The sequence below is a fragment of the Nocardia carnea genome, from assembly GCF_029868325.1.
GTDB lineage: Bacteria > Actinomycetota > Actinomycetes > Mycobacteriales > Mycobacteriaceae > Nocardia > Nocardia carnea_C.
Genome location: NZ_JARWNW010000198.1, coordinates 1 through 15,330, shown reverse-complemented (window position 1 = coordinate 15,330; position 15,330 = coordinate 1). Strand labels below are relative to the sequence as shown.

The 15,330-nt window shown below is 67.8% G+C and carries 14 protein-coding genes; 8 read left to right on the top strand and 6 right to left on the bottom strand.

What is annotated here, in order from left to right; genetic code table 11:
• The first annotated feature begins 657 nt into the window (after window positions 1-657).
• The 5 genes from QH196_RS16495 to QH196_RS16475 all read left to right on the top strand — a co-directional run bounded on the left by QH196_RS16495 (window position 658) and on the right by QH196_RS16475 (window position 7,110).
• Window positions 658-1,053, top strand: coding sequence for a cytidine deaminase (locus tag QH196_RS16495; RefSeq protein WP_280416681.1), 396 nt, complete (start codon window positions 658-660; stop codon window positions 1,051-1,053).
• Between the two features lie 181 nt (window positions 1,054-1,234).
• A complete protein-coding gene (locus QH196_RS16490) occupies window positions 1,235-2,236 on the top strand; it encodes an LLM class flavin-dependent oxidoreductase (RefSeq protein ID WP_280416680.1) in 1,002 nt (333 codons plus the stop codon).
• Between the two features lie 423 nt (window positions 2,237-2,659).
• Complete coding sequence (locus QH196_RS16485; RefSeq protein WP_280416679.1) at window positions 2,660-3,970, top strand: thymidine phosphorylase; 1,311 nt, start codon at window positions 2,660-2,662, stop codon at window positions 3,968-3,970.
• A 641-nt stretch (window positions 3,971-4,611) separates the two neighbouring features.
• Window positions 4,612-5,709 (top strand): adenosine deaminase, encoded by a 1,098-nt coding sequence (locus QH196_RS16480; RefSeq protein WP_280416678.1) that lies wholly within the window; start codon window positions 4,612-4,614, stop codon window positions 5,707-5,709.
• Between the two features lie 99 nt (window positions 5,710-5,808).
• Complete coding sequence (locus QH196_RS16475) at window positions 5,809-7,110, top strand: D-alanyl-D-alanine carboxypeptidase family protein (RefSeq protein WP_280416677.1); 1,302 nt, start codon at window positions 5,809-5,811, stop codon at window positions 7,108-7,110.
• 101 nt (window positions 7,111-7,211) lie between these two features.
• On the opposite strand, the gene yhjD is transcribed toward QH196_RS16475, so the two are convergent.
• From yhjD to QH196_RS16460, 3 genes are read right to left on the bottom strand one after another with little or no spacing between them, the layout of a single operon-like run.
• Window positions 7,212-8,255 carry an inner membrane protein YhjD gene (yhjD, locus tag QH196_RS16470; protein ID WP_280416676.1) on the bottom strand — a complete coding sequence of 348 codons (1,044 nt, stop codon included), beginning with the start codon at window positions 8,253-8,255 and terminating at the stop codon, window positions 7,212-7,214.
• Window positions 8,256-8,299: 44 nt separating this feature from the next.
• A complete protein-coding gene (gene trpS / locus QH196_RS16465; RefSeq protein ID WP_280416675.1) occupies window positions 8,300-9,334 on the bottom strand; it encodes a tryptophan--tRNA ligase in 1,035 nt (344 codons plus the stop codon).
• A gap of 21 nt (window positions 9,335-9,355) precedes the next feature.
• Window positions 9,356-10,294 carry an oxygenase MpaB family protein gene (locus QH196_RS16460; RefSeq protein ID WP_280416674.1) on the bottom strand — a complete coding sequence of 313 codons (939 nt, stop codon included), beginning with the start codon at window positions 10,292-10,294 and terminating at the stop codon, window positions 9,356-9,358.
• 145 nt (window positions 10,295-10,439) lie between these two features.
• Between QH196_RS16460 and QH196_RS16455 the strand changes: the two genes are divergently transcribed.
• Window positions 10,440-11,081 (top strand): TetR/AcrR family transcriptional regulator, encoded by a 642-nt coding sequence (locus tag QH196_RS16455; protein ID WP_280416673.1) that lies wholly within the window; start codon window positions 10,440-10,442, stop codon window positions 11,079-11,081.
• A 121-nt stretch (window positions 11,082-11,202) separates the two neighbouring features.
• Here the strand turns inward: QH196_RS16455 and QH196_RS16450 are convergent, their stop codons facing one another.
• From QH196_RS16450 to QH196_RS16440, 3 genes are read right to left on the bottom strand one after another with little or no spacing between them, the layout of a single operon-like run.
• On the bottom strand, window positions 11,203-11,688 hold the full coding sequence (locus tag QH196_RS16450) for a barstar family protein (RefSeq protein ID WP_280416672.1): 486 nt from the start codon (window positions 11,686-11,688) through the stop codon (window positions 11,203-11,205).
• On the bottom strand, window positions 11,688-12,173 hold the full coding sequence (locus QH196_RS16445) for a ribonuclease domain-containing protein (RefSeq protein ID WP_280416671.1): 486 nt from the start codon (window positions 12,171-12,173) through the stop codon (window positions 11,688-11,690). The genes QH196_RS16450 and QH196_RS16445 overlap by 1 nt, the downstream gene beginning before the upstream one ends.
• 11 nt (window positions 12,174-12,184) lie before the next feature.
• Complete coding sequence (locus tag QH196_RS16440) at window positions 12,185-12,967, bottom strand: exodeoxyribonuclease III (RefSeq protein WP_280416670.1); 783 nt, start codon at window positions 12,965-12,967, stop codon at window positions 12,185-12,187.
• Window positions 12,968-13,107: 140 nt separating this feature from the next.
• Here QH196_RS16440 and QH196_RS16435 point away from each other — a divergent pair, with 140 nt between their 5' ends.
• Together QH196_RS16435 and QH196_RS16430 are read left to right on the top strand one after the other, a co-directional pair.
• Entirely contained in the window at window positions 13,108-14,220 is a 1,113-nt protein-coding gene (locus QH196_RS16435) for a transglycosylase SLT domain-containing protein (RefSeq protein ID WP_280416669.1), read from the top strand.
• Window positions 14,221-14,343: 123 nt separating this feature from the next.
• A complete protein-coding gene (locus QH196_RS16430) occupies window positions 14,344-15,192 on the top strand; it encodes an alpha/beta fold hydrolase (protein WP_280416668.1) in 849 nt (282 codons plus the stop codon).
• Window positions 15,193-15,330: the final 138 nt, after the last annotated feature.

Here is a 15,330-nt window from a genome sequence, read left to right as displayed (position 1 = left end):
GGTGAACACGGTGCCGGGTTCGTGATCCAGCGGTACACCCAGCGCCTGAACAGCGCTGTTGGGATCGATGGGGACAGCTCCCGTGATGCCCTCGGTCACCACGCCGGTGCGCATACCGGATGTTTCGGTGAGCAGTGGTGTGGTCATACCGCTGTGGTACCCCGCGAATTCGCATTCTCACAACAGTGGTCACCGGCGATTCGCCTCGCGGCGCTTGGGCGGGGGGCGCGCTTTTTTCATTCTCCATCTAATTCTGGGCACGGGCCAAAACCTTTCAGGGCCTCGTAAGACTCGGCGGCGCCGCTGGTCGCGTCGGGTTCATTCGTGGGGCGGAACGTTTCAGGGCCACGCCGGGCTCGGCGCCGACGGTGGTTGCGTCCGGTCCGGAGGAGCCCAGCCCTGACGCACCTCGCTGAAGTCGACGACGTCGCTGCCATGTCGGGTTTGCGGGTCGGCCGAGCCGAGCGCGGCGGCACCGGTGGGCGCGTCCGAGGCGGCGCGGCCCCGCGGCGCGCCATCACTGCGGACCGGCGGTCCAGCATCCGCTGCGCGGCCCCGCTGACCGGACCCGGTGAGCTCGGAACGATTGTCCGGTGCGGTGGCGGCCACGGTAGACATGGAAGCCGACCGTTCGACCACACACCTGCGGGAGCACGTATGGATATCGACTGGGCAGGGCTGCGGGCCGAGGCGTACGCGGCGATGGGGCGGGCCTATGCGCCCTACTCCAGGTTTCCGGTGGGCGCGGCGGGGTGGGACGGGGAAACGATCTCGGTCGGCTGCAATGTGGAGAACGTGTCCTACGGGCTCGGGTTGTGCGCGGAATGTGTTCTGGTCGGCAACCAGCGCACGCGGTCGGCGGCCCGCCTGATCGCGGTATCGGTCTGCGATTCGCGGGGTGAGATCCTGCTTCCCTGCGGTCGCTGCCGGCAGGTGCTGTACGAGTTCGGTGGTAAAGGACTCCTGGTCGATCACCGGGCCGGCCCGGTTCCCCTGGGAGACTTGCTACGCGATGCCTTCGGGCCGGACGATCTCGCGGCCGGTCGCACCTGAACGATCACCTCGGCGCCGATCGGCGGTTCGAACCGGCACTGCTGGTATTCGCCGGGTACGGCAGTGCCTGCGCTGCCGGGCCGCCGGCATGCGCCGGCCGGACGCGAAGCCCGGTGGGCGGGATGCGTCACCGATTCGGCCGGACCGGAATCTCCGCGCGACCCCGGGGGTTGGTCCCGGTATGACTGTTCCCCTCTCCGTGCTCGATCTGGCCGCCGTCGCCGCCGACGGATCACATCGGCAGGCGCTGGCCGATACGCTGACCGTCGCCCGCGAGGCCGAACGGCTGGGATTCCGCCGGTTCTGGGTGGCCGAGCACCACGGTATGCCGGGAATCGCGAGTTCGGCGCCGCCCGTGCTGATCGCCGCCGTGGCCGCGGCTACCGAGCGGATCCGGGTCGGCTCCGGTGGAGTGATGCTGCCCAATCACGCGGCGCTGGTCGTGGCGGAACAGTTCGGGACCCTGGTCGCGCTGCACGGAGACCGGATCGATCTCGGCCTGGGCCGGGCCGCGGGCACGGATCCCCTGATTTCTGCGACCATCCGGCGCGGCGCAACCGCCGAGGCCGTGGAAGATTTCCCCAAGCAGGTGGTGGAACTACTCGCCTATTTCGGCACCATCCCGCCGCTACGGGGCGGTCAGGGCGACCGGATCCGGGCGATTCCGGGCGAGGGCGACCCGCCGGAGATGTGGTTGCTGGGTTCCAGCGATTTCAGTGCCCGGCTCGCCGCCATGATGGGTCTGCCGTTCGCCTTCGCCCACCATTTCGCGGGCGGGCGCACCACTCCCCTGGTTTTCGAGCTGTACCGGCGCGAATTCCGTCCGTCGGAGGTGCTGAGCGAGCCGCGGTCGATGCTGGCGGTGGCGACGGTGGTCGCCGATACCGAAGCCGAAGCCCGCCGCCGGACCCTGCCGCAGAGCCTGGTGCAGCTGCGGATGCGCACCGGTCAGCTGCCGCAGCGCATCCCGACGCTGGAAGAGGCCGAGGCCTACCCGTGGTCGGATGCCGAGAACGCCTTCGTCGACGACCGCAACGCGGATCAGGCCATCGGCACCCGCGAACAAGTACGGGACCGCCTCGACACGCTGGTGAAGGAAACCGGCACCGACGAGATCATCGTGGCGCCCACCGGCCCGACTGTGCAGCACCGCCTCGAAACCCTGCGCGCTCTGCAGGAGTAGATCTCCGCCCGGCCCGCCCGCGTCACCGAGAACACCGGCGATGACGATGCGCGCCGAGGCGTTGCGCGGTCACCTTCGGCAGTCACCTGGGCGCCTGGCCACCGGCGACGAGCCGCTCACCATCAAGCCGTGTCGAGACGTTGGCGCTGAGCGGTATTTGCCAGGCGAAGCGCCGGCCGGGAGGGACGTCTGCTGCCGCGCCGACGGTGCCCCGGCCTGATGTCCACCAGCTCCCGACGCAACTCGCCGGTCATCGCCAAGCCATCGATCTGCGGGACGCCGGACTGCACCGGCGGTTTAGCGACGCCACGGTCGTCGAGACCACACCGAGGTCGCCCGCACGCAGGCTGTCGAGGACGGCGTGGCGGCGTCCGACGCGGCCGGTCGCCTGCTTTCCGCCCGGAGCGCTGCGAAACTGAGGGCGTGACGGTACACGACGCAATATCGGTCATCCGGGCGAAACGCGACGGCGGCGAGCTCTCCGACGCACAGATCGACTGGGCCATCGACGCTTTCACCCGTGGCGCGATGGCCGACGAACAGATGTCGGCGCTGGCGATGGCCATCGTGCTGCGCGGAATGAACCGCCGCGAGACCGCGAGGTGGACCCGCGCGATGATCGACTCGGGCCGCCGGCTGGATTTCACCGATCTGCCCCGGCCCACCGTCGACAAACACTCCACCGGCGGCGTCGGTGACAAGGTCACGCTGCCGCTGGCCCCGCTGGTGGCGGCGTGCGGTGCGGCGGTTCCGCAACTATCGGGTCGCGGGCTGGGCTACACCGGCGGGACCTTGGACAAGCTGGAATCCATCGCGGGCTGGCGCGCCGATATCGGCCCGGACCGGATGCGCGAAATCCTCGCCGACCCCGCCACCGGAGCCGTGGTCTGCGCCGCCGGCGCCGATCTCGCACCGGCGGATAAACGCCTCTACGCGTTGCGCGACACGACGGGCACGGTCGAATCGATCCCGCTGATCGCGAGTTCGATCATGAGCAAGAAGATCGCCGAAGGTACCGCCGCCCTCGTCCTCGATGTGAAGGTCGGCGCGGGCGCCTTCATGCCGACCCGGGCCGAAGCGCACACACTGGCCACCACGATGGTCGAACTGGGCGCCGACGCCGGGGTGCGCACCGTCGCCTTGCTGACGGCCATGGATACACCGCTCGGCAGGACCGCGGGTAATGCGCTCGAGGTCGCCGAGGCGGTGGAGGTGCTGGCCGGCGGCGGCCCGGCGGATCTGGTCGAACTGACGCTGGCGCTGGCCGGCGAGATGGTCACGCTGGCCGGACTGGACACCGATCCCGCGCAGGCACTCGCCGACGGCCGTGCAATGGACCACTGGCGCAGCATGATCCGCGCCCAAGGCGGCGACCCGGAGGCGCCGTTGCCGGTCGCGAAGCACACCGAGACCCTGTCCGCACCCGCAACCGGCACGCTGACCGCCTTGGACGCGCGCGCTGTCGGAGTCGCCGCCTGGCGGCTGGGTGCCGGACGAGCCCGGCAGGGGGACCCGGTCCAAGCTGCCGCGGGTGTCCGCCTGCACGTAACCGTCGGAGAACGGGTGACGGCCGGCTCACCGCTGCTCACCCTGCACACCGACACCCCTGAGGTATTACCCGCTGCTGTCGAAGCGCTGGCCGAGGCGATCACGATCAGCCCGCACTCCCCGGAACACACGAGCCGCAGCCCCCTGATCCTGGACCGTGTCGGCCCGGGGGGAGCGCCCGACTGAGGCGGACAGAATGTGTTCACGCAGGTCGTCACAGCACACTCGGCAATCGGCCTCCGCGCCGGGGCGCGGTGAACACCTGGCACGGACCGGCCCAGGCGTCGGCGCCCGGTCACTGATCCGACCAGACACGTCTGCGATCAGCTCCCGGGTCGGCGCCCGGGCGCATCACAGGCGGGCCGGCACCGATCCGCTGAACGTCCGGCTCGGGCTCGGTTCGGGCGGCACCACGGTTGGGCCCCTGAACGGCCGCCGGTTACCGGGTTGGTCGCGGGGATCCGGCCGTCACCCACGCGGTCACGGGCCCGGTGGCCGAACGGCTCCGCCGAACTCAACCGCAAAGACTGCAGTCGTCGACCGAAGGGGACCGCGTCGGGTGCAGCCCCGGACAGACAGTCTCGGCCGCGATTGCGGCGGCCTACTCACCACCGGTGCCGGATGTAGGTCCGCCCCGCAACGGCGGATGGGGCCCGGTCGGCCTGAGGAGCCTGTGCGACTTGCCGCGTTTGGTTCCACTCATCGCCTTGCTCACGCGCAACGGCCGACCGACCACCCGGGGAACTCGGAGTGAGCGGCAGCCGAAGAGGTGGGATCATTCGGAGCGTACGGCTGCCCGCCCCGGAAATCGGCGATACCGTCGATACATGACCGGACCCATGCCGCTGGACCTCGCCACCTTGCGCCGGGCGCCGAAGGCGCTCCTGCACGATCACCTCGACGGCGGCCTGCGGCCCGCGACGGTGCTCGAACTCGCCCGCGACTGCGGTTACGACGACCTTCCCGCCGACGACGCCACGGGTTTGGCCCGGTGGTTCCGGGAGGCCGCCGACAGCGGTTCGCTGGAACGCTATCTGGAGACGTTCACCCATACGGTCGCGGTGATGCAGACCCCCGAGGGCCTGCACCGGGTGGCCCGGGAATGCGCCGAGGATCTGGCGGACGACGGCGTGGTCTACGCGGAGGTCCGGTTCGCGCCGGAACAGCATCTGGAACAGGACCTCACCCTCGACGAAGTGGTCGAACACGTGCTGGCGGGGTTCGCCGCCGGAGAGGCGGCGGCCGCGGCGGCCGGGCATACCATCGTGGTGCGCTGCCTGCTGACCGCCATGCGGCATGCCGCCCGGTCGCGGGAGATCGCGGAACTGGCGGTCCGGTTCCGGGACCGCGGTGTGTGTGGTTTCGATATCGCGGGCGCGGAGGCCGGGTATCCGCCCACCCGGCATCTGGATGCCTTCGAGTACATGCGGGTGAACAACGCCCACTTCACCATTCACGCGGGTGAGGCGTTCGGCCTGCCATCCATCCACGAGGCCTTGGCCTTCTGCGGTTGCGACCGGCTGGGGCACGGTGTGCGGATCGTCGACGATATCGAGGTGACCGGCGGGATCGCCGACGCCCGGCTGGGGCGGCTCGCCCAATACGTGCGCGATACCCGGGTGCCGCTCGAACTGTGTCCCTCGTCGAATGTGCAGACCGGGGCGGTGCCCTCGCTGGACAAACATCCGTTCGACCTGCTGGCTCGGCTGCGGTTCCGGGTCACCGTGAACACCGACAACCGGCTGATGAGCGATACCAGTATGAGCCGGGAGATGCTGAAACTGCACCAGACCTTCGGCTACGGCTGGAGCGATCTGGAACGTTTCACCATCAATGCGATGAAGTCGGCGTTCATCCCGTTCCCGGAGCGGCTGCGGATCATCGACGACATCATCAAACCCGGTTACGCGGTTCTCCTGGGCTGAGTTGTGTCCGGTGTCGTGACCGGCCACGTTCCGGTTCGATGCGGGGCGAGTCCTTTGCCGATGTCTCGCTGCCCGGAAAACCTTCTAGGCTCTTCCCCGATGTACACCACCGAGCTCCACCAGCGCACCGCCCGCCGTATCGGCTCGGTGCTCACCGCCGCGGTGCTCGCGGCCGGACCGTTGATCGTGGGCGCTCCCGCGGCAGCACAGCCACCGCCACCCACCACCACCCCGTTCGCGACCCCGGTAACCGACACCTGCCCGCAGAAGACGCAGCCGCCACCGGCCATCGACTCCTCCGAGGTGCCCGCGCCCGGGGAAGCCCCGCCCACTGCACTACCGATCCCCGACCCACCGGTCGGCGGTAAACGCCTCGGCGAATGCGGGGTCGTCCTGCCCGCGGCTGCGCCCGCGGTGCCGGCGGATATCTCCGCGACCGCGTGGATGGTCTCCGATCTGGATACCGGGGCGGTGCTGGCCACCAAGGATCCGCACGGCCGGTACCGCCCGGCCAGCACCATCAAGGTGTTGCTGGCCACCGTCGCCCTGCGCACGCTCGACCTGGACCAGGTCGTCGTCGGCACCCAGGCCGATGCCGATGTGGAGGGCACTCGGGTCGGGATCGGGCCGGGTGGCCGGTATACCAACCGTCAGCTGCTGCACGGCCTGGTGATGGCGTCGGGCAACGATGCCGCGCATGCGATCGCCGCCCAGCTCGGTGGCGACGAGGCCGCGGTGGCGAAGATGAACGATCTCGCACAAGCCCTGCACGCCTACGACACTCGCGCCGCCACCCCGTCCGGACTGGACGGGCCGGGGATGAGCACATCGGCCTACGATCTATCGCTGCTGTTCCGCGAAGCCATGTCGATTCCGCTGTTCGCGCAGATGGTCGGCACCGAGCAGCTCGATTTCCCCGGCTATCCACCGAACCCGGCGATCCCCGGCGATCAGGACCACCCCGGGTTCCCGATCGCAAACGACAACGGCCTGCTCTACAACTATCCCGGAGCGCTCGGCGGGAAGACCGGTTTCACCGACGACGCCAGGCAGACTTTCGTCGCGGCGGCCGAACGTGACGGTCGCCGTCTCGTCGTCACGCTGCTGCAGGCCGATGTGCTGCCGATCCGCCCGTGGGAGCAGGCCGCCCGGCTGCTCGACTACGGTTTCGCGCTGGATCCCGCCGCGAAGGTCGGCGATATCCCTGGGGACGAAGCCGAAACTGTCTCCGCGGCACCGGGTTTGGCTGTTCCACCCGATAACGGTGATATCGCCTATTCGGCGCAGCCCGCCGCGGACGAGGAATACGACGAGCTGTGGATGCTGCTCATGGTCGCCGGCCTGATCCTGGTCCCGATCCTGCTGGTCGGCACCTGGCACGTCCGGACCCGGCGGCACTGACGTACCGGCCGGGCGGGGCTGCCACAAGGCGTAAACCGCTCGGCACGTCGTGTCCCGGTCGTGAAACCTCCTGTTTCCGTGAGTAATTCGATGTTCCGCTGCTACTCCGCCGAATTCCGGGCTCGGCCCCGGCGCAGCCTGGCAACCCCCAGTGTGGCGAGCGCGCCCGCGCCGAACAGCGCCGCCGCCCCGCCCATGCCCGGCCGTCCGGCGGTCTGCACCCGCGGCCGGATCACCGCGGGCTCCGGAACCGGAACCGAGGCCAACTGCTCGTTCTCCCGCGCGGTCGCCGCCCACGCGGTGGCGAACAGGATGATCCGGTACACCACATAGCTGAACACCATGATGCCGATCACCGAACCGAAGGCCGCGCCCGCCGGACTGCTCAGCACCGACCGCATGTAGATCCCGGCGATGTTCTTGAACACCTCGAACCCGAGCGCCGCCAGAACCGCGGCCTTCGCGGCGCTGCGCACGGTGACCGGCTCCCGCGGCAACCTTGCGATGATCCAGGTGAACAGCGCCCACGAGGCGACCAGTGCGAGCAGCGTCGACAGCAGCCACAACAGCCACCGCGACCCCGGCATCTCCTCGAGCCCCACGAGTTCCAGCAGCTGCACGCCGAGCCGGCTCGACGCCAGAATCGACAGTCCGAGCGACAGCGCCAACGCCAGGAACAGCCCCAGCAGGGCCAGCAGGTCGGAGAGTTTGGTGTGGAACCAGTTCTGCTCGTTCGTTTTCTGTTCCCACTGCTCGGTCAGCGCCTTGCGCAGGTTCGCCATCCAGCCCAGCCCCGAGTAGAGCCCGGTGAGCAGGCCGAGCACACCCACCGCACCGCGCGAACCCACCGCCTGATCGATCAGATCGTTGAGCTGCCCGCCCATTTCGCCGGGGATGTTCTCGACGACCTTGTCCTGCAGTTCCCGCAGCAGCTCGTCGTTTCCGGCGAGCACGAAACCGGCGATGGCGAACGCGATCATCAGCAGCGGAAACAGTGACAGCACGGTGAAATACGTGATCCCCGCCGCGTAGTAGTCACCGCGCTGGTCCTGGTATCTGCCGAAGGCGCGGACCATATGGTCCAGCCAGGGCCGCTGCCCGATCATCCGGCTGATCGCGGATTTGACGTTGTCGATCACCTGCACTGTCTGCGCCCCTCACCGCCAACGCGCACGGGCCGCGCGACCGATCAGCGGGCGAGGAACCCGACCCGGTCGTAGACCTGTGCGAGAGTGTTACCGGCGATCTCGCGCGCACGCTCGGCGCCGATGGCGAGAATGCGATCGAGTTCGCCCTGATCCGCCATGTACTCTTCCACTTTCGCCCGCAAAGGGGTGGCAAATCCGACCAGTGCGTCGGCGACATCGGCTTTCAGATCACCGTAACCGCGGCCCGCATAATCTTTCTCCAGGGTCACGATGGGCGTCTCGGTGAGCGCCGAGAGGATCACCAGCAGGTTGCTGACGCCCGGCTTGTTCTCCACGTCGTAGCGGATTTCGCGTTCGGTATCGGTAACCGCGGACCGCACCTTCTTGGCCGAGACCTTGGGGTCGTCGAGAAGATTGATCAGACCGGCATCCGAACTCGCCGATTTGCTCATCTTGGCGGTGGGATCCTGCAGGTCGTAGATCTTGGCGGTGCCCTTGACGATATGGGGCTCCGGGACCACGAAGGTCTTCTTGAACCGGGTGTTGAACCGCTGCGCGAGATTGCGGGTGAGCTCCAGATGCTGGCGCTGATCCTCACCCACCGGAACCTGATGCGGGCGATAGAGCAGGATATCCGCGGCCATCAGCACCGGGTAGGTGAACAGCCCGACGGTGGTGTTGTCCGCCCCCTGTTTCACCGATTTGTCCTTGAACTGCGTCATCCGGCTCGCCTCACCGAAGCCGGTGATACAGCTCAGCACCCAGGCCAGCTCCGCGTGCTCGGGCACCTGCGACTGCACGAACAGCGTGGCGCGCGCCGGGTCGATCCCCAGGGCGAGCAGCTGCGCCGCCGCGATGCGGGTGCGTTTGCGGAGTTCCTTCGGGTCCTGCGACACCGTGATGGCGTGCATATCCGGGATGAAGTACAGCGCGTCGTAGTCGTCCTGCAGGGTGACCCAGTACTGCAGGGCACCGAGATAGTTCCCGAGATGGAACGAGGCGCTGGTCGGCTGGATGCCGGAGAGCACTCGCTGTTTACGCTCCCCGGCGGCCGGGGTCTGGGCAGGACTGGACATGCCCCGATCTTCGCATGCCGCTCAAGCGGAATTTCGCTCTGCCCACTTGCGGGGGTCGATCCCCGGCATGCTGCGCTTTCCGGCCCGGGCCAGCTCCTGTTCCTGCTTGGTGATCAGCCGGTACACCGGTGCGCTCGGCCCGTTCAGCGCAGTCTTCACCGGGCGTGGCACCAGCACCGACGGCACACTGTGCGCATTGCGCACCGACTGCGCCAAGCCTCGGTAGGCGAGCTCGTCGGTGCGTTTCCACTCGATCCCGTACATCTGCCGGATCCGCTCCGGCAGGCTGCCCTGCACCAGTAGGTAGTACGCCGAACTCACCTGCCGCGCCGGCAGCGGCTGCGGGTAGGGCACCACATGCCCGCACAGATAGTTGCCGACCTTGCGCGCCTCGTCGGTGAGGAACAGCTCGTCGGAGGCGAGGTAACCGTCGAAGTACGCACGGAAGGCCCGGTAGTCGGCCGGGGCGGCCTCACGCGGCATCCCGAACAGCTCCCCCCACCGCACATAGTCCTGGTACAAACCCTCGCGCTCGCCATCGGTGAGCCGTTTGACCAGCAGGTCGTACATGACCTCCGCGGATTCGAAGGTGAACGCCATGGTCATGAAGCTCAGCTGCGGGTCGTAGGCGGAGTACGCCGTCCCCGCCGGATGATGTGCGCCCGCATCCTCCGGTATCCGCCCCACCACTTTCTGGTGCTTCTTCCCGGTGAACTCGAGCGCCCGATCGGCTTCTTCCCTGGTCCCGAAGAACACCGCTTCGAACAGCTTCCCGGTGAGCGCCAGCCGGGTGTAGGGCGTATCGCGGTGCTCGGTGGATTCGGCCGTCCCCACATAGAGCAGCGGGTGGACCGCACCGATCACCAGCGCCCGCAGCCCGTAGGTCAGGCCCACGGCCCGTTTACGCATAACCCGCCGGATCATCGAATCGTCGGCAAAGTACCCCGTGTCCATGGCCATCTCAGCCTCCCGGTCCAGCTCCACTCCGAGCACCGCGCACCCGCGCATCTGGCAATAGCATCCACCAGTTCAGGACTTCTGGCAAGACCCACCACCAAATCGCCCCGCCCACACCCGCCGGCCGTCCACCCGCCATCATCTAGGGATGGCAGCGCAGCGCACCTATGGCGGTTTGTCCGCGGAGGAACGGCGGGCCCAGCGACGGTCCGCGCTTCTGGACGCGGCGCTGGAGATCATCGGTACCCAGGGCCTGGACAAGCTGACCGTCTCGGGGATGTGCACGCAGGCCGGCCTGAACGAGCGCTACTACTACGAGAGTTTCGGCAGCCGCGACGACGTGCTCACCGCCCTGGTGGACCGAATCGCCGAAGAACTGGTCCTGGCCATCGTGGCCGCCGCGCACAGCGCAACCGGCGATTCCCGAGCCATTGCCCACGCCGCGATCACCGCCGGTATCCACCTGCTCACCGACGACCCCCGCAAAACCGAGGTCACCATGGTCGCCGCCATGGCCACCCCGCAGCTACGCGCCCGCACCACCGAAACCATCCGCGTCTTCGCCCGGCTGGTGGCCAGCGAAGGTGTCGAGTTCTACGGCGTCACGGACCCCGCCCCGGACCCGGTGATCGATTTCCGCGCCACGTACCTGGTGGGCGGCCTCGTCCAAACCCTCACCAGCTGGGTCCGCGGCGATCTCGCGATCAGCCGCGACACCCTCATCGACTACACCACCGACGTCTTCGTCCTCCTCGGCGAAGACTTCGCCCGCCGCAACGGTCCGACCTGATCGATAACGGCCCTCCATGGCGTCAGCCCAGGCCGGGCCACACTCGATATCGCCCTCGATGCCGCTGTCCACTGTGAACTTCACCGGACCGGACCACAGGCGGCGAGCCCGCCTGCTGGGCTCAGAAACGGATCGGGACGGACGTCAGTCCCTGTGTGTCGCCCTGCAAGATCACCCGGAAGACCACCTCGCGCGACGGCCAGAAATCCGCGCAGTCCTCGACGACCGAGGCAAACCACTCCCGCTCGTCGGGAGCGTCCGCGAGGAGTTGGCCGGCGTCGCGGATCGCGAGTACATAGCCCTTGGCCTCGCCGACGGTGTCGTCGATATCCAGCAGGCATTCGTCGAACGAATCCTTGTTCGGCCGGAAGTAGTACGGGAACTGCAGGGCGGCGGCGAACTCGTCGTAGAGCGCCGGCACAGTGCGCATCCGGCTGCCGCGCAGTTCGCGCACCCGGAAACCCTCCGGGGCGCGGTAGCGGATACCGCTGAACTCGGCCGCGTCCACCCGCATCGCCCCCAGGGCGGTCATGCCGCCGGCGGTGGGGCGGAGTTCGGCGTCGTAGGAGAAATCCAGGAAATCCGCGAGCGCGAGAGGTTCGGGCATCAGCGCATCCTTGTGAAGGTGTCGTAGTGGTCGCCGGTGTACCAGGCCGAGTCGTCGCTACCGGTGACGATCCGTTCGGCATCACGGGACTGCCCGGGCTTCTTCGGGTTCACATCCCATTCCTGGTATTTCACGCGTTTGCCGGAATCATCGGTCGCCGGCAGCCGCCCTTCCCGGTTCTGGAAGGTGATCCCGCCTTTCGTGCCGGGGGCGTTCGCCGAATCCGGCCAGCGGCCCGCATCGATCTCCTCCAGGGTTTCGTATGCCCGTTCGGGCACCCCCGCCACCCGCGAAACCGCCGGGGAATCGGCGGGAGCGGCCTTGCCCGGCGTGGGCTGGCCGCTCACCGTCGACGTGGTACCGGACGACAGTGTGGCCGCGGTGTGCGACGCCGACTCGTCACCGGTCTGGGTGAGCAGGGCAACGACGATCGCCACCACCGCTGCACCCACCGCGGACAGAATCTTCACAACTTTCGCACGCACAGAACTCCCCTTCATCGATACTGCACGGTCACCGGTGCATGGTCCGACCACCGTTCGGCGTAGGTCGCGGCACGTTCGACCACGGCCTGTTTCGCCCGCTCGGCCGCCTCCGGCGTCGCCAGCTGGTAATCGATGCGCCACCCCGTGTCGTTGTCGAACGCGCGCCCACGATACGACCACCAGCTGAACGGGCCATCACCCTCCGGGTGAAGCTTTCGCACCACATCCACGTACCCGGCGGCCAATTGCCGGTCGAGCCAGGCCCGTTCGGCGGGCAGGAAACCGGATTTCTTCAGGTTGCCCTTCCAGTTCTTCAGGTCCCGCTCGGTATGCGCGATATTCCAGTCGCCGGCGATCACGAACGCCCCCGGGCGCGTGGACATCCGGGCGGCGAGTTCGTCGAGGAACCGGTATTTCTCGTCCTGCCGGGGCGTTTCGGCCTCGCCGGTGTGCACATACACGCTGGCCACGGTCACATCGTCGAACTCCGCCTCGATATACCGTCCGGCGGACACGAATTCGCTGTCCGGTTCGATCCCGACCCGCACCGACCGCATCGGCCGCCGCGACAGCACACCCACCCCCGCCCGGCCCTTGACGCCGGGCTCGGCGTGCGCAAGCTGCCAGCCTTCGGCCAGCGCCGGGGCGAGCGCGGCCGCGATCTGGGTGTCGTCGGCGCGCGTCTCCTGCAGGCAGACGATATCGGCCTCGGTCCGGCTCAACCAGGCCAGCAGACCCTTCCCAGCGGCGGCCCGAACGCCATTGACATTGACGGTCGAAAGGATGTAAGGCACGGGTCGACAGTACAAGGGCACGATACGACGCCCCGCCGACGCCCGGCCCGGCCCTGCCCGCATCAAAGGTTCCCATGCCCGGGGAGATCCGATAATCGTTGTGTGCTGACCTTATCTCTCCGGGCGAATGCGAACTGCCGATGAGTCCTCCCAGCACCAAGAAGATGGGCGATCTGCACGACCTGCCTGCTTCTGCCCCGGAGGGTTTGAAGGCGCTGTTCGTGACCGCCGAGGGAGTTATTCAAGAACAGATCCGGTTACTCGGCGAGGGCACTCCCTCTCAGGCACCCGATATGTGGCAGCTCCTGCGCAATGAGGGAATCGACGATCCGGACGGCCAGGCGGCAATGCTCGAAAGCTACAGCGAGCACCGGGACGAGGTGAACCGGGTCAAGTCGGAATACGATCTGCAGGACAAAGACGGTATCCCCATGCGGACCGCCGGAATCGGCAAGGCCGTTACAGACGCCTACGATGCCATCGAAACCTCGGTCGACCAGCTCAACGACAAGATCGATGCCGCCCACACCGCGGAATACACCGAAAAGCGCACCGTAACCGACGAAAACGGCGAGAATCCGCGCCAGGTTTCGCGGCAGGTACTGCCGACGCATAACGTCAATGAGCTCTTCGCGGGGCTCTGGGACACCGTGAACACAACGTATGAAGAGGTGAGCGGCGTCTCCGACCGTGCTGCGGCCGAAGCGCTCGGTATCGAACTCGACGACCCGACACATCCCCGCAGTGTGAGCCCCACGGCGTCGGGTCCGTACTTGCCTTCCGTCGCTCCGAACTCGCCCGCCACGACGGCGGCCAACGACGACGATGTGGAGTACGTGGCCGCCGCAACCGACGCCGACTACGCCGCCTATACCGGAAACAAAGATGTAAAGGCCGCCATCGACGGCGCGCTGGACGCACTGGGTATTCACGACCCGGAGGCGCGGGAGAACTGGACACGTGGATATCTCGTACTGATCGAACGAGAGTCCGGTGGCGACCCCAATGCCATCAACAATTGGGATTCGAATGCCGCCTCCGGACAGCATTCACGCGGCCTCACCCAGACGATTCCGGGCACATTCGAGGCATATCATGTAGCCGGAACGTCCAACAATATCTACGATCCTGTTGCCAATGTCGCGGCCAGTATGAACTACGTCATGGATCGATACGACGTCGCCAAGGACGGCAGCAATCTGCAGTCCGCCGTCCAGCAGACCAACCCGGCCGCCGCCCCGAAAGGCTACTGACCGGGTTCAGCAAGGCTACCGACCGGGTTCAGCGGAAGCACGCCCTGTATAACGGCGGCTCCGCCCTGATCGACCGTAGAATGACAGGTCACCGCTACTTGCCAGGAAGGGGTGACGACATCGATGTCAGGCACCTCCGCAACCACAGCACCCGAGGCGGTCCCCGCCCTGCATCTGGGCTCCGGCGAACCGCTACTTCTGCTGCACGGTGTTCTGCTCTCACCGCACTGCTGGGAACAGACCGCCATCCTGCTGGCCGCCCGGTGCGAAGTCTTCGCGCCGGCGCTGGGCGGGCATTGGGGCGGGCCGGAGTTCCCGGACGGCCGCTACTCCGCCGCCACCCTGGCCGACCGGGTCGAGGCGCAACTGGACGACCTCGGCTGGCGCACCTGCCATATCGCCGGCAACTCGCTGGGCGGCTGGGTCGGGTTCGAACTGGCCCGCCGCGGCCGGGCCCGCACACTCACCGCCATCGCTCCGGCCGGTGGCTGGAAAACCCCGTCGGCGACGCAGCTCCGCGCTGCCGCCACGATCGCGCCGATGATCCCGCTCACCGAAATCCTGCGGCGGCTGGGCCGTTCCCCGGTCGACAACCGGATCCTGCGCTGGGCGATGGCCCACCTGCTCACCAAGAACACCCGTGCGGTCTCCCGGACAGATATCTCGGCCGTGATCCTGGCCGCACTGCACTGCCCCGCACTGCCCGCGCTGACCGCAGGCACCCTACGAGGACCGTCCCTGGCGAATATGTCCGGCCTGACCACCCCGGTCCGGGTGATCCTGGCCGACTCCGACCGCGTCCTACCGGCAGCGGCGCACGGCCGGCGGTTCCTGCGTGAACTGCCGGAATCGGCGGACCGGATCATGCTGAACCGAGCGGGGCATGTACCCATGCTGGAAGACCCCGAACGGATGGCCACCCTCGTCGCCGAACACATCTACGCCAGCCGCGACCACCTGCGCGCTGTGTAGTTGGCGCCGACTCCGTCGGCGCGGGTTTTGGCCCCCCTTGGTCCCTGCTTTCCGCCCCGCGATACTCGCGGCTGCGCCGCATTGTCTCGCGGGGCGGAAAGCAGGGACGGGCCAAAACCTTTCAGGGCCTCGTAAGAC